At 36.1% G+C, this 17,466-nt stretch carries 17 protein-coding genes; 14 read left to right on the forward strand and 3 right to left on the reverse strand.

The genetic code is table 11. From position 1 onward, the window contains the following. The first annotated feature begins 7 nt into the window (after positions 1–7). The 8 genes from LK994_RS06775 (at position 8) to LK994_RS06810 (ending at position 6,582) form a co-directional block, all read left to right on the forward strand. Positions 8–1,483, forward strand: coding sequence for a YiiX/YebB-like N1pC/P60 family cysteine hydrolase (locus LK994_RS06775; RefSeq protein WP_229762140.1), 1,476 nt, complete (start codon positions 8–10; stop codon positions 1,481–1,483). A gap of 78 nt (positions 1,484–1,561) precedes the next feature. Then, the gene (locus tag LK994_RS06780) at positions 1,562–2,194 is read left to right on the forward strand and encodes a hypothetical protein (protein WP_229762141.1); all 633 of its coding nucleotides are present in this window, start codon (positions 1,562–1,564) and stop codon (positions 2,192–2,194) included. Between the two features lie 48 nt (positions 2,195–2,242). After that, positions 2,243–2,539 carry a winged helix-turn-helix domain-containing protein gene (locus LK994_RS06785; RefSeq protein ID WP_229762142.1) on the forward strand — a complete coding sequence of 99 codons (297 nt, stop codon included), beginning with the start codon at positions 2,243–2,245 and terminating at the stop codon, positions 2,537–2,539. 44 nt (positions 2,540–2,583) lie between these two features. Then, on the forward strand, positions 2,584–2,991 hold the full coding sequence (locus LK994_RS06790) for a hypothetical protein (RefSeq protein WP_229762143.1): 408 nt from the start codon (positions 2,584–2,586) through the stop codon (positions 2,989–2,991). A gap of 2 nt (positions 2,992–2,993) precedes the next feature. After that, a complete protein-coding gene (locus LK994_RS06795; protein ID WP_229762144.1) occupies positions 2,994–3,470 on the forward strand; it encodes a hypothetical protein in 477 nt (158 codons plus the stop codon). 38 nt (positions 3,471–3,508) lie between these two features. Then, entirely contained in the window at positions 3,509–5,089 is a 1,581-nt protein-coding gene (locus LK994_RS06800; protein ID WP_229762145.1) for a DUF4153 domain-containing protein, read from the forward strand. 32 nt (positions 5,090–5,121) lie between these two features. Further along, the gene (locus LK994_RS06805; protein WP_229762146.1) at positions 5,122–6,204 is read left to right on the forward strand and encodes a DUF6688 domain-containing protein; all 1,083 of its coding nucleotides are present in this window, start codon (positions 5,122–5,124) and stop codon (positions 6,202–6,204) included. 162 nt (positions 6,205–6,366) lie between these two features. Beyond that, positions 6,367–6,582 (forward strand): hypothetical protein, encoded by a 216-nt coding sequence (locus LK994_RS06810; RefSeq protein ID WP_229762147.1) that lies wholly within the window; start codon positions 6,367–6,369, stop codon positions 6,580–6,582. Positions 6,583–6,644: 62 nt separating this feature from the next. On the opposite strand, the gene LK994_RS06815 is transcribed toward LK994_RS06810, so the two are convergent. Further along, the gene (locus tag LK994_RS06815) at positions 6,645–10,043 is read right to left on the reverse strand and encodes a ShlB/FhaC/HecB family protein (RefSeq protein ID WP_229762148.1); all 3,399 of its coding nucleotides are present in this window, start codon (positions 10,041–10,043) and stop codon (positions 6,645–6,647) included. A gap of 112 nt (positions 10,044–10,155) precedes the next feature. Between LK994_RS06815 and LK994_RS06820 the strand changes: the two genes are divergently transcribed. Further along, positions 10,156–10,794: an MBL fold metallo-hydrolase gene (locus tag LK994_RS06820; RefSeq protein WP_229762149.1), complete on the forward strand. Its 639-nt coding sequence runs from the start codon at positions 10,156–10,158 to the stop codon at positions 10,792–10,794. On the opposite strand, the gene mce is transcribed toward LK994_RS06820, so the two are convergent. Then, positions 10,786–11,199, reverse strand: coding sequence for a methylmalonyl-CoA epimerase (mce, locus tag LK994_RS06825; RefSeq protein WP_229762150.1), 414 nt, complete (start codon positions 11,197–11,199; stop codon positions 10,786–10,788). The two genes, LK994_RS06820 and mce, sit on opposite strands and share 9 nt — an antisense overlap. Before the next feature lie 166 nt (positions 11,200–11,365). Here mce and LK994_RS06830 point away from each other — a divergent pair, with 166 nt between their 5' ends. From LK994_RS06830 to LK994_RS06840, 3 genes are all read left to right on the forward strand, one after another. Then, entirely contained in the window at positions 11,366–12,583 is a 1,218-nt protein-coding gene (locus tag LK994_RS06830; RefSeq protein WP_317206747.1) for an IscS subfamily cysteine desulfurase, read from the forward strand. A 102-nt stretch (positions 12,584–12,685) separates the two neighbouring features. Continuing rightward, positions 12,686–13,102, forward strand: a complete 417-nt coding sequence (iscU, locus tag LK994_RS06835; protein ID WP_229762151.1) for a Fe-S cluster assembly scaffold IscU — start codon at positions 12,686–12,688, stop codon at positions 13,100–13,102. Between the two features lie 85 nt (positions 13,103–13,187). After that, the gene (locus tag LK994_RS06840; RefSeq protein ID WP_229762152.1) at positions 13,188–13,538 is read left to right on the forward strand and encodes a HesB/IscA family protein; all 351 of its coding nucleotides are present in this window, start codon (positions 13,188–13,190) and stop codon (positions 13,536–13,538) included. A gap of 220 nt (positions 13,539–13,758) precedes the next feature. Here LK994_RS06840 and LK994_RS06845 read toward each other — a convergent pair whose 3' ends face one another. Then, positions 13,759–14,913 carry a T9SS type A sorting domain-containing protein gene (locus tag LK994_RS06845; protein WP_229762153.1) on the reverse strand — a complete coding sequence of 385 codons (1,155 nt, stop codon included), beginning with the start codon at positions 14,911–14,913 and terminating at the stop codon, positions 13,759–13,761. Between the two features lie 79 nt (positions 14,914–14,992). Here LK994_RS06845 and gldF point away from each other — a divergent pair, with 79 nt between their 5' ends. Both gldF and gldG read left to right on the forward strand, forming a co-directional pair. Then, a complete protein-coding gene (gene gldF, locus LK994_RS06850; protein WP_229762154.1) occupies positions 14,993–15,715 on the forward strand; it encodes a gliding motility-associated ABC transporter permease subunit GldF in 723 nt (240 codons plus the stop codon). A gap of 11 nt (positions 15,716–15,726) precedes the next feature. Next, on the forward strand, positions 15,727–17,463 hold the full coding sequence (gene gldG, locus LK994_RS06855; protein ID WP_229762155.1) for a gliding motility-associated ABC transporter substrate-binding protein GldG: 1,737 nt from the start codon (positions 15,727–15,729) through the stop codon (positions 17,461–17,463). Positions 17,464–17,466: the final 3 nt, after the last annotated feature.

Consider the following 17,466-nt stretch of genomic DNA (forward strand, 5'->3'; position numbering starts at 1 on the left):
ATTATTTATGACAACATTAAAAAAGGTTAGTCTTCGTACCATTATAGTAGCTGTTGTTCTGTATCTGGTATTATTGATCCCCGACATGGGCAACAATAATAAAATAGTTCAGCCTTCTCAGCAACCATTTGAATGGAAGAGTGATGCTTTATGGCTGCAGTTAGAGGAAAATTTCAGGGAAGCCAGGCAAAGTTCTGTAGCTACACTTGATTCAGGTATTCAATCACTCAATCAGGTATTGAATACTAAATTAGTAGCTCTTCAAAATAAAACTGTTGCAGCAACCGATACAGATCTGGCTTCGATACAAAATATATTTTTTTCTTTGGCACCTTTGGTAGCAGTAAGACAACAGGCTTTGCCAGATTTTATTGATTACTACAACCATTTCAGGGTGTTTATAAAACAACAATCCAGGCAGTGGGATGTAAATGATCCTGCATCAAGAAATTCGATCTATTCGTTGCTGTACGGGATGCGTCAGGCAGTAGAGGAAGTGTTGTTGCAAAGGGACACTGTAAAATTTCCCTCCGCTATGTTTGTAACTCCTGAAAGATCCTATACACCGGCTACAAAAATTTTTGGGATAGAAGTGCATAGTGGTGATCTGTTGGTGTCACGAGGTGGTGCAGAAGTATCTGCACTGATTTCAAGAGGGAATGATTATCCCGGAAATTTTTCTCATGTAGCGTTAATCTATGTAGAAGAAAAGACCAATCGTCCGTATCTGATAGAAGCGCATATTGAAAAAGGTGTGGCTGTTTCTTCTGTTGAGCAATATGTGAAGGATAAAAAATTGCGTTTTATGGTAATGCGGTTAAGAGCAGATTTGTCTTCGGTAAAGGCAGATAGCATGTTGCCGCAAAAGGCTGCTAAACAAATGTATGAACATGCGTTGGAAGGGCATATACCTTATGATTTTAAAATGAATTTTCATGACTCCTCCGCTTTGTTCTGTTCCGAAGTGGCCTCTTATACATATAAAAATAATGGTGTACAATTATGGCAGGCTGTTTCAACTATCTCTTCGCAAGGTGTAGTAAACTGGTTGCATGATTTTGGGGTAGAAAATTTTGTAACACAAATGCCAGCTGATTTGGAGTATGATCCGCAATTATCAGTGGTGGCTGAATGGCGTGATCCGGAGACATTGTTTAAAGATCATATTGATAATGCGGTAATGGATGCATTGCTTGAAAAGGCGAATGAAGGAAAACAGATTGGTTACAATATCTGGCAGCTGCCACTTGTACGTATCATTAAAGGGTATTGTATGATACAGAATATCTTTGGGAAACCTGGTATGATACCGGAAGGGATGAGTGCCACACAAGCATTAAAGAATCAAACCTTTGTTGCCATGCATGTAAATACCAAAACTAAAGTAGAAGCACTTGCCGCAAAGTTTAAACAACAAAATGGTTACCAGGCTCCTTATTGGCAACTGGTAAAGTTTGCTAAAGCTTCCTCATCTTCGGAATAAAGGTATTTTTTAATTTATCAAGAATTTTCTTGCAAATGTAAAATTTATGTGTTTACTTTGTTTTTCAAAGTGCTTTTTATGAGTGAACAACAACAAACCCTCGAAGAGCTGCAGCACATCAAAACGATGATGGAACGCAGCAGTCGTTTTATCAGTTTAAGCGGACTCAGCGGTATTTCAGCGGGCATCTGTGCTTTAATTGGCGCTTGGTTTGCCGGAAGAAAGATCAACTGTTGGTTAAATGGTGATTGCGGATTGAACAGATTAATGAGAGAATCAGATCTTCAGTTATTGAATGACTTGATCTGGATAGCGTTGATAACTTTTGCAGCAGCTCTTATATCAGCTTTCTTTTTTACTTATTTACGCAGCAGAAAAAATAATACGCCGATGTGGGGTGCTGCAACCATTCGTTTATTTTGGAATACGGCTATACCGATTGCTGTTGGGGGGCTTTTTTTGATAAGGTTGATGCAGTTAGGTGAGTTTGAATTAGTAGCACCTGGTTGTTTGATATTTTACGGATTGGCATTGGTCAATGCAAGCAAATACACACTGGGAGAGGTTCGTTACCTCGGCTATGGCCAATTGGTGTTGGGGATATTAAATTTGTGGTTGATCGGTTATGGTCTTTATTTTTGGGCTATAGGGTTTGGGATATTGCATATTTTTTATGGAATAGTAATGTGGTATAAATATGAAAGGCAATAGTAGTAGACATAATTTTGGCATTTAATTTATTAAAGAGAGGAGTAGGATATGAATTTAATTGAGCAATTAAATAAAATTTTTGATAACCGTGTCCGGCTCGGTATAATGAGTGCGTTAATGGTGAATGAGGAAGTGAACTTTAATGAGTTGAAAGAGTTGTTGGGTATCACCGATGGTAACTTGGCCAGTCATTTAAAAGCTTTGGAAGAGAGCGGTACGATCAAAGTTCAAAAGGGGTTTATAGGTAGAAAAACAAACACGACGTATGCTGTTACAAAAGCAGGTGAAAAAGCGTTCAAAGCACATATTGCTGCATTAGAAAAAATGATCAATTCAACAAAATAATTTTTTTTGTATTTATACTTTGAAATTCAAAGTGCTTTTAATTTATGAAAATTGTACAAACCATTATATTCAGTTTTACCATTTGGGTAGTGGCCGCTTTGATCAATGCTGCATTAAGCGCAACGATATTGAGTTTTTCAGGAAGTAGGTTTGAGAGTTGGCCGGGAGCATTTGTACTTGCGCTTGTTTTTTCGTTGTTGTTCTCAGCTCCCGGCATTTTTGTTTTTTGGATAATCTTTATGGCGTGTGTAAACAGTGAAAAACTATTTGGCATTTTGTTGAGAACAGGCATTCTTGCTTCGTTGATTTCAGTTATTCTTTTTCGGACACTATTGAACAATGAGTTTAAAGGTCTTTATTTTTTTATGGGATTGTCTGCTGTAATAGATGCCGTCATTGCCATTTTGGTACATCACACTTCTATCACATCTATTAATAAAAATGAGAAATGATCATGTATAAATTATTAGTAACTATCCGATCAAAAGTGCTTGTTTATCTTACTCATAATCTGGCTCTACCCGTTATACGACTGATTCGCAGACCTGAGATATTTCCTTATACCAAAGAACAATTGCAACAATTTCCGGATGCGACTTTGGGTAAAGATCTGATTGATATGCTGGAAACAAAAAAACTAAAACTCTTGCCCTATTATGCAAAGCATGACATTAAACATCTTTTGCTCAATTATGACACAACAGATGAAGGAGAAGTTTGCTTACAGTGTTTTATGCTTGGTAACAGACATATATCATTTCCGGTATTAATAAGTGTAGTGTTTGGATATGTAACAATGCCTGAATATTGGAGTAAGTTCAAATCGGCATATCAAAGGGGGCAGCGATCGGCATTCATTGCTGACTGGCCGTGGGTGGATATTCTTTATGAACCCACACAAACACTAAAGGATAAAATTGATCGTAACTAATAGCAAGTAAAAAAATGAGAACAACAAAATTCAACAACATGAAAAAAGCATCTTTAAAAATCGTTTTGGTATCAGCTGGAGCCATTTTATTTAATATACTATTCTGGCAGGAAAAAATGGCTTTGAACACCTTACTGTTTACAGCCTTTATTTTATCGGCATTGTTTGCATTGTATCCTACCTCACTTAAACAGCCTACTATGAAGTGGTTACTGGCAGCGCATATTGTAACACTGGCAGCGGTAGTGATACAAAATACCTTATTAAGCAAACTGGCCTTTAGCGTCAGCCTGTTACTTGTAATTGTTTTTGCTCAATACTTGCACCGTTCTGTATGGTATGCAGGAGCTTCAGCCATTACTAATTTTATTATGATGATCCACTCTTTTTTAGAAAACATACAATTGATGAGGGAAGGGAAGTTTAAGCTAAAGGGGGTAGGTAAAATGTTTCGTTTTTTAGTCATTCCATTGATTTTAGTTTTTGTGTTTTTTCTATTATACAATTTTGCCAATGCGGCTTTTCAAGACTTGATGAATGATGTTGGAATTGCCTTGCAAATTTTTTTTAGCAAGTTATTTACCTGGTTTAGCTGGCAACGTTTTGGTTTTTTATTGCTGGGCTTATTTGTAACAGGAGGTCTTTTATTAAGAAGTAATATTTCATATTTTTCTGAATTGGATGTCAAAAAACATAATGACCTATGGAGGCAAAAAAATGATCTGAAGGAATGGAAAAAGTCTTATTGGTTTGAACTGCTTTCTCTGTTGATGGGTCGCTTTGCCAATGGAGTGATGGCTTTACGTAATGAAAATATCACAGGAATTATCAGTTTGATGTTATTGAATGTATTGTTGTTCTGTATCAATTACTTAGATATTGTGTATGTGTGGTTTGGGTTTACCTACAAAAATAATATTAACCCGTCTGAGTATGTACATGAAGGCACAGGTCTACTTATTTTTTCTATCGTGTTAGCAATGGCGCTATTACTCTTTTTCTTTAGAGGTAATTTGAATTTTTATAAAAAAAATAAGTGGTTGAAATATGGGGCATATGCCTGGTTATTTCAAAATGCAGTATTAGTCGTATCTGTATTGTTCAGAGATTATTATTACATAGCACATATGGGGTTGGCTTATAAACGTATTGGAGTACTTGTTTTTTTATTGCTTGTATTAGTGGGATTAATAACTGTTTTTATAAAGATCCATCAACGTAAAACAACATACTATTTATTGAGAGTGAATGCATGGTTTGCTATCATCGTTTTAGTGGTGGCATCCTGTATTCATTGGGATGAAACAATTGCTAAATATAATCTTGCAAGAAAAAATACTGTATTATTAGATGTAAAATTCTTGCTGACACTCTCAGATAAGACCTTGCCTGTATTAGAAAAAAACATGGATGTATTGGACAAAGCCGGAGTTAAAATCCCCGGAAGTGAAGGGGAATATTTATATCGTTCTGTATTAACGCCAAGAGAAGTATTTGAAATTAGAAAGAAAGTATTTTTACAACAACAACAAACCTATTCATGGCTTTCATGGAATGCGGCAGATTCATATGTGAAGGAGAGCTTTTCAAAAACTACACTTAGCTATTCATTGAAATAATACCTTATAGTTACATTCATTAAAAATATTTTATGGGATTATATATTTTAGTGTTCGGGTTTCCCGGATTTATTGCCATGATCGATTTTGTAGGATTTGTATTTACCGGACGACGAATTGTAGGAACAGTGCTTTTAAGGATAACTGAGGTATGTTCAATGCTGATATTACCCTATATGTATTTGAACCTGGTAAGTGGTCCTGTTAATAATTGTTGTGGCGATAGCGCCCCTTTTTCACCGGACCATCAAATAACCATATATACAGTTATTGCGCTTTGTTTATTGGCTTATTTTTATTCCAGTTTCCGAAAAGAAATGGCAGGTCCAATTGTTGAGATCGTTTCAAATGCTTTGTTGATAATTTGTATAGTGTTGAATATTTTTATTGCTATTCATGTAGAAGAATCTATTTATGTCTTTTTAGGAAACATACCCATTATACTATTATCAATTTTAGCAATTGCGAAAAACCATCAGCTCTTCATGGAGAGCAATAGTGATATTGATCTCAATGATTTAAATAAAATTGAACGGTTAGCAAGGAAGGTATTACAACTAAAACCTGTTGTAAAGTTTCCAATTATCTTTATTTTTTGCATACCCGTTCTTTTTGTAGTAACGGCATTGCTGTTGATCGTTGGGCAGAAACCTGATTCTCTTATTCGAGCTTTTACAGACACTTACAAACATGGGCTTTCGCAATGGGATTATAAATGTGATAATGTACAGTGTGGCGGGCATTATTTGTGTTCGGTAGCTGCCAAAGGACATACAAACATTGTAAGGCCCCAGCGGTATGGAGTAAGGAATGGCGGAAAGATCATTTGTAACAGACAATTACTGGTTTCAAATGCGTTTGAAGAATTGGTACAGGAGACATTTCCCTCTGTTCATAAAATAATCAGAAAACAATATAACAGAGTCGGAGATGTGGTGCATCGTTATTATAATTTCTTCGACATAAAATTAGTGTCTGATATTGTATATATACTAATGAAACCATTAGAATGGTTCTTTCTGATAACTCTTTACTCATTTGACAGAAAGCCGGAGAATAGAATTGCAAAACAGTATTTGAGTATTGAGGAGAGACGAATATTGAAGGATAAATAATATTAACGGGAAATTAAATCATTAACAATTGAAAGATCATTTATGAATGCGTTTAATGGAATACTCTACAGTTTCAAAGATTGCTACTAGGATTTCTTTTTTTATTATATCTATGCAGGTTTGTATCATACAGACGCTTACATCATCTTTAAAATAATATATATGAAACAAGAATGGTTTAAAAAAATGGGTTGGGTGTATTTGCCAATACATCCATTCGGGTATATCGTAACCATCTTAGCAGTAATGTTCATGGTGCCGGTTACGATGGCAACGGTAAGAAATGGTCATTCTGTATCGGATGATCTGTATCATCTTTTTGTATATGCTACCTGTGTTGCTTTTTGGTGGAAATGGGTAGCAGAAAAAACAAGTTAGGTACGTAAAAGTAACAGTCGGATTGTCAAATAATCCGGCGGTTACTTTTAAAATATGTTGATTTAAAAATCTAATCCCAAACAAACATATTTAACCGGGCTTCCTCTGAATACTCCCGACATTGGCCAGCCCACATCAAATTTTAAAAAGTAGCCAAGCAAAGTGCTTCTGGCTCCGAAGCCATAGCCTCCGGCAAAAGGCCCAACCCCACCCACTTTTAATCGTACCTGCACAGGAGGAGCCCCGTAAATATTTTCAGGTCGGCGAATGCCATTATATCCCCCATTCCAGGCAGTGCCCAGATCAACAAACTGGATCAATTGAAAGTTTCTTAAAAATGCATTGTTGATCGGACGGTTAAATAATGTAGAAAATACAGGTAATCTAAATTCGCTATTGATCGTTACTGCATTATTGCCATTAGCAACATTTTGAATGAAACCTCTCATGTTCACAGCTAAAGATTGGAAAGCATAAGTTTGATCCGCAGCAGGTGTATTATTAGAATTAAAGGATGGTTTGAACCAGCCATCCGCACCGCCTAAATAATAAACTGTTTTTTGGCTGCCCCAACTGAAATCCCCAGCTGCTCTACCCGCCCAAATAAAATTGCGATAAATAGGATAGTAATAACGAACATCAAAGCCCCAGTTGAAATTGAATTTACCTGTGGCAAATTTTTCTTTACTGATATCAGTATTCCATTCTATAAAAGCTTTATATCTCAAACCATTCCAGATATTTTGTGCCGGATTTAATGTGTTATCATAAACGTATTGTAAACTGCTTGTTTGGAATAAACGATGCACATCGGGTATAATAAAAGGTTTGTCTGATTGATTGGGATCGGGGATTGTTGCAAAAACATTTCTATCACTTCTGATTCCTGCAGTAAGTTGCAGTCTTTTACTTTCATCAAAGGGATAGCTAACATTCGCCTGATATAAATTAGTTAATGTTTTGCCGGGGTAAACCGGGCCACCTCCACCAATTGTAAATCCGAATCCTTGATTACTTCTATAATAAGTGGCGCCCCAATCAATTCTTCGTTTAAAATTTTGATAGCTCAATAACCATTCATGATCTTTTAGATCAGAAGATATTCTGAAGCCACCAAGAATTTTTGTGTCTTCTAATAATTCAGACACAGCAAATTTTACAAAACCATTTACTACAGTATTGGGTTGTAAAGTAACCGGGCCTAAACCATTTTGATAAGGTTGGTATTTATTTAGTAAAATAGCATTGTTAAAAAGTTCGGCACCGCCGTAGTCTACATAAAACTTAACCGGCTTGTATTTGTAGAATTTTGCTTTTTGCAATACGTTCTCATTATCATTTGTGTTGCTGCCAACTGTTTTACCTAGCAGGCTGCTGTCAGGTTTTTCATTTTCAAATTCTGTTTGAAAAACATCTTCTTTTTTAGTAAGTGTGTCGGCAATTGCAACTGTATCAATTAATGCCGCTTCTTTAATAATTTTATCCGCCATCACTATACTTTTCATGTAAGTGGTCGGCGTCATTTTTACATTTCTTTTATTTAATGTATTCTCATCAATATTTAATTTGTATACAATTTTTTCATCGCTTTGCCTGGTGACCTCACTAACCTGGTTATTCTCTCCGGCAATTCGTGTTTCTGCAACACTGCTTTGGTAGTTGGTTAAAGGGAATGTATAAGCAGAGTCTTCAGAAATTGAAACAACAGCAATGGAATCTATATCTGTCTTTTTGTTAGCAGTTAAAGTGCTATCAACTTCTTTGGCAGAAGGATTGTGCAAAATATCATCGCCGATCAATACAAGTGTATCTAATCCCGATCTTTTTGTATTGAAAAAACCGGCATATCGGTTGCCAATACCATTTTCATCGCTGATGAAAGTAAAGTGATTGGCATTGTATTGCATCGGATATCTGGCATTGCCGTATTTTAAATTTGATAGCTGAGATATTTGATTGAGTTCAGGTTTGCCTCCAAAGTCGGTCACTAAAAAAACATTGTAATGATTATCACTTGGTAAAGAAGTATCACTTCCTTTAGCGGTGGCACTTGGTCTGTTACTGCTGAATAAGATTCCGTTCTTGTTAGAGAAAGCAACAAACGATGCATCCAGATCATCGTACACATCATTGGTGATCTGTTTTACTTTTTCGTTATCTAATGAAAAAGTAAAAATGTCTGTATGTCCGTTTTTGACGGCTGTTACCAACAGTAATTCACTGTTGTAAGGAGAGTATGAAACATCTTGTATCTGATCGAATTTGTCGGTAAGGTCAAGTTTATATCTTTTGATTCTTACTTCTGTGTCAAACTCAAATAGTTTAATTCTTCCTTCTTTTTTATATATAACCATCAGCCTTGTCCCTTTTGGGTTCCAGGCTAAAATCGGATAGCCTGTTGTTGATGCATTTTTATAATTGCGAATACCGTATTTTATAAGAGTAGTATTATTGTAATCTTCATTTAATATGATTCTTGTGATGCCTTTTTTATATTGCACCATTGCGTAAGAATTATTTTTTTTCGCTGGGTTTACATTTATCTTGTAATAATCCAAACGCTTATTTATATCAAAACTTTCAATAGACTTTCCTTTTGGATAACTGTTGCGCCTGGTAATATCTTTTTCATATTTATCTGTTTCATATTCCATGAATTCAGCTAATACGTCTCTAAATTTTTTCTTGCAAACTTGTTGGCATGCTTTGTTTAAATTTTTGTAGATACGTGCCAAGTATAGCAGGTAAGTAACATTTTCCTTTTTATATTTTTCCTGAATAAAATACCAGAAAGAATGACCGGCCAGTAATGGTTGTTCAAAAGCAAAATCGTAAAAGTTGCGATAGTTGCCGCTTAGTAATTCGCTTTTTAATTCGTCGTCTAATTCGGTACTCCAGTTGTTTCCGGCAAACGCAATATAGCCGTCGGTAAGCCACTGAGGCAGATCCAGCAAGGCCTGATTGCCGGCGATCTCGCCAAAGTCATCTCCAAATAAAACATTGTCGGTGAGTATTTTTGCAATTCCTTCTCTTATTTGTTTTAATAAATGTTGATGATCTCCATTGAAATAAACAACCATTTTATTGTTGACCAACTTGGTTAATCCTCCCGTAGTTTGCCAGTCTGTGCCCAATCCGATATTGGATTGTTTTAGGTCAGCAAATTCATTGTATACAATAATATTAGCTCTTCTTTGTAAATTATACTCTGTAAAACTTTCTATTCCGGGTAATTCTCTTTCTGCAATCTGTGCCACAAATTTTGCTAATTCCTGGCCGTTTTGATTAAAGTAAATATTGAAATTTTTAGTTTGATAATATTCCCATTTAAATTTTTTGAACTGTAAGCGGTTTCTTCCAAATTCAACTGCATTTACCTGTGCCTGAGAAGCGATGGGTAATGAACAAGAGGCGATAAGCAATAAAAAAACAATTTTGATACTATTATGAAACGTCTTCATGTTGTTAACTTCTTTGGATGTTTGGGGCAAAATCGTTTTATTTTGCATAAACGTAATTTGTGATAAAATTAGTTGTTTTAAAATAAATGCTCAATATCTAAACTATAAATAAGTGTTACAGATCAAATCCTTTGTTTTCAGCCCCATTCAGGAAAATACTTATGTACTCTTTAATGAATCAAAGGAGTGTATCATCATTGATCCGGGTTGTTATTTTGATGAAGAAAAGGAACAACTCAAGAACTTTATCGGGAAGAGTGGTTTGGTGCCTAAAATGTTGCTTAATACTCATTGTCATTTAGATCATGTTTTTGGTAACAAATTTATTGCAGAAACTTACGGACTAACGCTGCAACTACATGAAATAGAAAAACAGGTATTGGCTTTTGCCCCAACGTCCGGTTTAATGTACAACATGCCTTTTGATAATTATGCCGGAGAGTTTATCATACTAAAAGAAGGGGACTCCATTTTTTTAGGGGAAGATGAATTAAAGGTAATCGAAGCTCCCGGACATTCTCCCGGCCATATTTGCTTTTATTGCGCCAAACAAAATTTTGTAATCGGTGGAGATGTGTTGTTTCAGCGTAGTATCGGCAGATCAGATTTACCAGGAGGTAATCACCAGACATTGTTAAGCAGTATCAGGCAAAAGTTATTGGTATTGCCTGAGGAAACGGTGGTGTACAGCGGACATGGAGATACTACAACCATCGGAGAGGAAAAAAGGAACAATCCATATTTAGCTTAGCAGATTGGGCTGTTCCTGGCATAATTCAATTAACACGCCATTGGTAGACTTTGGGTGCAGGAAACAAACCAGTTTATTATCGGCTCCTTTTTTGGGGGTATCGTTCAATAAAATGAATCCTTCGTTTTTTAATCTATCCATTTCAGTATAAATATCGGCTACTTCAAATGCGATATGGTGCAATCCTTCCCCTTTTTTATCAACATATTTAGAAATAACGCCATCTGTTGTCAGGCTTTCCAACAGCTCAATTTTGGTGTCCCCTTGTTTGAAAAAGGCCGTGTTTACTTGCTCGCTTTCTACCAGTTCGGTTTTATAGCAATGACTATTTAGCAGCTTTTCAAACAGCGGTATGGAAGTTGCTAATTCCTTTACAGCGATGCCTATATGTTCTATTTTTAGCATGAAAGTATGTTTTGCGTATCCCATCACCCCAATTTTACCAGCATTGAGTGGTGTTTCAGATGGTCATTTTCGAAATCGGTAAAATGATGGTTACGTTGACGTTTACAACACTAAAATAGAACCTTTTGTAGTAATTTCGTGTTATAAAATAAAATTAAACAAGGATATGTTGAAGTTGCCGATCTATTTAGATAATAATGCTACCACTCCGATGGACCCGAGAGTACTGGAAGCTATGACCCCTTATTTCCTGCAGCATTTTGGTAATGCCGCAAGTCGTAACCATCCTTTTGGCTGGGAAGCAGAGGAAGCTGTGGATTATGCTCGTGAACAAGTTGCAAAATTGATTGGGGCTGATCCAAAAGAGATCATTTTTACCAGCGGAGCTACAGAAGGCGATAATTTAGGTATTAAAGGGGTGTATGAAATGTATGCCAGTAAAGGGAACCACATTATTACGGCAACAACAGAACACAAAGCTGTGTTGGATACTTGTAAGCACATTGAGAAATTAGGTGGAGAAGTGACATACTTACAAGTAAAGCCTGATGGATTAATTGATCTGAAAGAATTGGAAGCGGCTATCAAACCAACAACTATATTAATTGCTATCATGTATGCCAATAATGAAATTGGTACCGTGATGCCGATCAAAGAGATCAGTGCCATTGCTCGTAAGCATGGTATATTGGTTTTTACTGATGGTACTCAGGCAGTAGGAAAAATACCTGTTGATGTAAATAAAGATGGTATTGATCTGATGGCTTTTACTGCTCATAAAATGTACGGACCAAAAGGTGTTGGTGCATTATATGTTCGTCGTAAAAATCCAAGAGTAAAAGTTACCGCTCAAATGGATGGCGGTGGCCATGAAAGAGGAATGAGAAGTGGTACCTTGAATGTACCTGGTATTGTTGGATTTGGGAAAGCTTGTGAATTGTGTATGTTGGATATGGAAGCAGATACACAACGTATAACCAAATTAAGAGACAAATTAGAAACTGAATTATTGAAATTGGAAGAAGCTTATGTAAACGGTAGTCGTGAACATCGTTTACCACATGTAACAAATATCTCTTTCAAACACGTAGAAGGAGAAGGTTTGTTGATGGGCTTTAATAAAAATATTGCTTTAAGCTCAGGCTCGGCTTGTACCTCAGCATCATTGGAACCATCATATGTATTAAAAGCATTAGGATTGGGTGATGATCTGGCACATAGTTCTTTACGTTTTGGTCTAAGTCGTTTTACAACCGAAGAAGAAATTGATTACACTATTAAAGCAATAAGTGAAACGGTTTTGAAGTTAAGAGAAATGAGTCCGCTTTGGGAAATGTATAAAGAGGGAATTGATTTGAGCACAATTGAGTGGGCACACCACTAATTTGAAAATTAGCTGATTTGAAAATTTGAAGATGAGTTTTTAAGTCAGAAAAGTTTAATCATCTTCAAATCACCAAATTTCCAAATCATTAAATTAATAATCATGGCATATTCAGAAAAAGTAATAGATCACTACCAAAATCCTAAAAACGTTGGTACGCTTGATAAAAGCAGTAAAAATGTTGGTACTGGTTTGGTAGGTGCGCCGGAATGCGGTGACGTAATGCGTTTGCAGATCGAGGTAGATGATGCAGGTTTAATTACGGATGCGAAATTTAAAACCTTTGGTTGCGGATCAGCTATCGCTTCTTCATCTTTAGCTACTGAGTGGTTAAAAGGTAAAAGTGTTGATGAAGCACTGAAAGTAGATAACATGGATTTTGTGGAAGAGCTGAATCTTCCCCCGGTAAAAATCCACTGTTCTGTATTAGCAGAAGATGCTATCAAAGCGGCAATCAATGATTACCGTGTTAAAAATGGCATGGAAGCAATTAAGTTTGAAGAAAGTGTAGTTCATTAATTTGAAGATTAGATGATTTGGAGATTTGAAAATGAATAGCTCCAATCATCTCCAAATTTTCAAATTTTCAAATTTTCAAATCGGTATGGTAGCAACAGATAACGCAATATACATCAGCGATAAGGCAAAAGATAAAGTCATCAGTCTGATGAAAGATTCAGGTGTGGCAGACGACCCTTCTTATTTTTTAAGAGTAGGTGTTGTTGGCGGCGGCTGTAGTGGGCTGAGCTATAAAATGGATTTTGACAATGAGCAAAAGCCTATGGATCAGGTGTTTGAAGACAAGGGCATTAAGATTGTGACCGATCTTAAAAGTTTTTTATACCTGGTAAATACAGAACTTGAATTCAGCGATGGATTGAATGGCAAAGGATTTTATTTCAATAATCCGAATGCAAGCAGAAGTTGTGGGTGTGGCGAGAGTTTTGCGGTTTAAATCAATTCTATAGAATTAAAATATCATCCCGTTTCATAAAATGAAACGGGATTTTTGCATAAAAAAATCCCCCGAAGTAATCAGGGGACTAATCTAGTTGGTTTTGGTAATCAACTTGTTATTTGATGAAAACCTGAAAATGGGCTCATCTTACAGGGCTTTAATTATTTAGGTACAGGTCTATATGACAATACAGGACTCATAATTGCTGCACGGGAAATTATTTTATTAAAAAAGCTTGTTTGTAAAACCGTGTTTTATCTATTAAAAATAATCGATAGACTCCTTTTGGCAAAGAAGAAGGCATATCAATTTTTATAGTTTTATCCAAACCGTCATGCTCAATAGATGTAGAGGAAATCTGCTGGCCACTATTTGTTAAAATACTCATTTGATAATGTCCTCTGTTTACAGCGGCAAACCGAACAGCCAATGCTGATCCCGAAGGATTGGGATAAATAAATATAGTGTTCCCAACTTTACCGAAATATATCCTCATAATAGAGGACAGATTAACGGCGGTGTTTTTATGATATACCCTCATTCTGTAGTAATTAGTACCAACGATAGGGTCAGTATCTAAAAAGCTATAAGAGCTCATTGTTGCTATACCATTAGCATTCACTGTTCCAATAGGGTTGAAGATCAGTCCGGTTGAAGATTTTTCAATTTCATATTTTACAATATCAGCATCATTTTGAATTACCCATTTTAGCTTAACAGCATTGTCTGTACATGAAGCACCAAATGCAGTAAGGCTGATGGCAAGTGGAGCACTTATTGTAAAATCTGCTTTGTAGTTGGCACCTCCGGCATTGTCAAACCGTTGTTGAGAGCAGTTCTCACCTGATGCTTCGTAATATATTTCAAGTGTATAATTGCCTGCTTCAAAAGTTGTGAGGTCAATAGATCTGGTTACATTTTGCAATTTCTGTTCGTAGATGCTTCCGCAAGAGCCACCACCACAACTGCTGAATGAGTTCCCATTGCAACTACAAAAAACGCTTAAACTGATAGAAGAAAAAGTAATAGCAGCAGGTCTGTCGCCTTCAGGATAAATAGAATAGTACAAATTACCTCCGCAAATTGAGCCAGTGTTATTTTTGATCGTCCTTATTTCGGCACCGATCAACTTCAAATTGCCGCTATTATTACCAAATACGCCTAACTGGGCGTTGAGATTATTAGTGCCAATACCAGATAACGAGGAAGATTTTTGAGTATTATAAAAAGATGAGGTGCCATTGATATCGAGGTAAACAGCAGACGCAGCAATATTAAAGTCTGCCAGCAATGACACACTGAACAATAAATGAGTAATAAATAAGAGTGTAAAATGTTTCATCAATAATATCGATGCTTTATCTCTTACCAAATATATAAAAATTAGCCATTATTACCAGCTACAAAGTTTTATAACAGGGTATGTAGTAAATTGCAGCAATTTTAAATCAATGTGGAGCATTTGTAAAAAGGAATTACACCAGTTTTTCGGAAATCTTACAGGTTATATTGCTATTATCCTCTTTTTGGTGGTAAATGGCATTTTCTTGTTTGTATTGAAGGATAGTAATCTGTTCGATTTTGGCTATGCCACTTTAGACAGGTTTTTTGAATTGGCACCATGGGTGTTGATCTTTTTAGTGCCGGCTATTACCATGCGGTCTCTGGCAGATGAATTAAAGTCAGGTACGTTTGAAACGTTGGTAACCAAACCGCTTTCTCAATGGCAGATCGTTTTGGGTAAATACCTGTCAATCTTATTAGTGCTTATTTTTATAATTATCCCAACTTTCATTTACATTTTTACTATAAAACAATTAAGTGCTACCGGAACAATCGACAGTGGCGGTATTACGGGCAGTTATATTGGCTTGTTTTTATTGTCTGCAGTTTTTGCAGCCATTGGTTTATGTTGCAGCGGATTTAGTAATAATGCTGTAGTGGCTTTTTTGATAAGTGTGTTTGCCTGTTTGCTGCTCTACTTCGGATTTAATGCAGTGAGTAAATTACCTTTTTTTCAGGGTAAGGCTGATTATTATATTGAAATGCTGGGTATCGATTTTCATTACAGAAGTACCAGCCGGGGATTACTGGATAGCCGTGATGTGATTTATTTTTTGAGTCTTATTTTTTTATTCCTTTTGATCATTGTAAAAAAGTTGGGTAAGCGTTAAGTAAAGTATTCATGAAGAAGATAGTTGACAAAATAGTTAATGGAAAATTCTGGTTACCCCTGGTGGTGCTGGTGTTGATCGGTATCAACTGGTTGGCGGCCTCTTTTCATACCCGAATAGATTTTACTAATGAAAAAAGATTTACGCTTTCTAAGTCAACTAAATCTTTATTAACCGGATTAGATAGCACAGTTGATATTACTGTATTACTTTCGGGGGATATCAAATCTGAATTCAAAAAATTATCCAATAGCACAAAAGAGTTGTTAGACAATTTTAAAAACTATGGCGGTAATCATATTCAATACAGATTTGAAATTCCTGGGGAAGGATTGAATGATTCTTTGAAAGCGTATGTGTTTGATTCTTTAGTGGCAATGGGTTTGCGACCAACCAACCAGCAGGTGCAGGTAAAAGAAGGAGAAGGGAAAAGTCAACGGCAAATTTTTCCTGCAGCAATAATAAGATATGGAGATAAGTCAGTTCCGATAGATCTGTTACAAGGCCAGGTACAGAAAAATGTGTTCAATTCAGATGATGTTTTAGATAAAGAATCGTTGAATAGCGCAGAAGCACTACTGGAATTTAAGTTTGCCAATGCAATACAGAAATTAACGCAGAAAGAGACGCCTATTGTAGCCTATGCTTATGGTAATGGAGAACCGCCTTATGGGTTTCTACCTGTGAATGATGTATTCAACACGTTGGGAAGTAATTTTATAGTTGATACTGTAAATGTAAAAATACAACCATTTATTCCTCAGGAATACAATACAGTGGTGATTGTTAAGCCTACCGAAAAATTTACTGAAGATGATAAATTTAAATTGGATCAATATGTAATGAATGGTGGCCGATTGCTTTTTTTGGTGGATGTATTATATGCTGAAAGAGATAGTTTGCAAAGCGGCGAATTGACTGCATATGCAAGAGACCTTAATTTAAATGATCTGTTATTCAGATTTGGTGTGAGAATTAATCCTGATCTTATTGCAGATAAACATTGTGATGTGATACCAGTAGAAGTTGGTAGTGTAGGAGGGCAAAGTCAGAAGCAATTATTGCCATGGCCTTATTCTCCTTTATTATTACCGGGGTCAGATCATCCGATCGTAAAAAACCAGGCAGATGTATTGGCAAATTTTGCTAATTCGATTGATCTGGTAGAAGCAGAAGGGATCAATAAAACAGTTTTACTGTCATCCTCTTCTAACTCTACCACTTTTGCTACTCCCGCAATCGTACAGCTAAATAGTTTACAAACTGTAGAAGATGTAAAAAGCTACAATAAAAAGAATATTCCTGTAGCAGTTTTGTTGGAAGGAAAGTTCACTTCTATGTTTGCTAACAGAGTTACACAATCACAACTCGATACATTGAAGAGTTATAATATTCCTTTTTTAAGAGAGAGCATTGCCCCCGGAAAAGTAATTGTAGTGAGTGATGCAGACATCGTAATGAATCAGGTTTCTGAAACAATTGGGCCATTACCGATGGGTACCAATAAGTATACGAAGGTTGGGTATGCCAACAAAGATTTCTTTTTAAACTGTACAGAATATCTGGCCAATAAAAAAAATATCTTAGACGCCAGGGCTAAAGACTATACATTGCGATTGTTAGATGTAAAGAAAACAGAAGAAGAACGCACTTTGTGGCAAGTGATTTGTATTGTTTTACCGGTATTGCTGGTAGCGTTGTTCGGATTTGTTTACCAGTGGTGGCGTAAAAGGAAATACACCCGTTAAAAT

The organism is Ferruginibacter lapsinanis (assembly GCF_020783315.1).
GTDB lineage: Bacteria > Bacteroidota > Bacteroidia > Chitinophagales > Chitinophagaceae > Ferruginibacter > Ferruginibacter lapsinanis.

Coding starts and splice junctions, on each gene's coding strand:
- LK994_RS06840 (WP_229762152.1), top strand. CDS start 13,188: ATGGTAGCAACAGATAACGCAATATACATCAGCGATAAGGCAAAAGAT.
- LK994_RS06800 (WP_229762145.1), top strand. CDS start 3,509: ATGAAAAAAGCATCTTTAAAAATCGTTTTGGTATCAGCTGGAGCCATT.
- gldF (WP_229762154.1), top strand. CDS start 14,993: ATGTGGAGCATTTGTAAAAAGGAATTACACCAGTTTTTCGGAAATCTT.
- LK994_RS06785 (WP_229762142.1), top strand. CDS start 2,243: ATGAATTTAATTGAGCAATTAAATAAAATTTTTGATAACCGTGTCCGG.
- LK994_RS06815 (WP_229762148.1), bottom strand. CDS start 10,043: ATGAAGACGTTTCATAATAGTATCAAAATTGTTTTTTTATTGCTTATC.
- mce (WP_229762150.1), bottom strand. CDS start 11,199: ATGCTAAAAATAGAACATATAGGCATCGCTGTAAAGGAATTAGCAACT.
- LK994_RS06775 (WP_229762140.1), top strand. CDS start 8: ATGACAACATTAAAAAAGGTTAGTCTTCGTACCATTATAGTAGCTGTT.
- LK994_RS06780 (WP_229762141.1), top strand. CDS start 1,562: ATGAGTGAACAACAACAAACCCTCGAAGAGCTGCAGCACATCAAAACG.
- iscU (WP_229762151.1), top strand. CDS start 12,686: ATGGCATATTCAGAAAAAGTAATAGATCACTACCAAAATCCTAAAAAC.
- LK994_RS06790 (WP_229762143.1), top strand. CDS start 2,584: ATGAAAATTGTACAAACCATTATATTCAGTTTTACCATTTGGGTAGTG.
- LK994_RS06830 (WP_317206747.1), top strand. CDS start 11,366: ATGTTGAAGTTGCCGATCTATTTAGATAATAATGCTACCACTCCGATG.
- gldG (WP_229762155.1), top strand. CDS start 15,727: ATGAAGAAGATAGTTGACAAAATAGTTAATGGAAAATTCTGGTTACCC.
- LK994_RS06805 (WP_229762146.1), top strand. CDS start 5,122: ATGGGATTATATATTTTAGTGTTCGGGTTTCCCGGATTTATTGCCATG.
- LK994_RS06810 (WP_229762147.1), top strand. CDS start 6,367: ATGAAACAAGAATGGTTTAAAAAAATGGGTTGGGTGTATTTGCCAATA.
- LK994_RS06795 (WP_229762144.1), top strand. CDS start 2,994: ATGTATAAATTATTAGTAACTATCCGATCAAAAGTGCTTGTTTATCTT.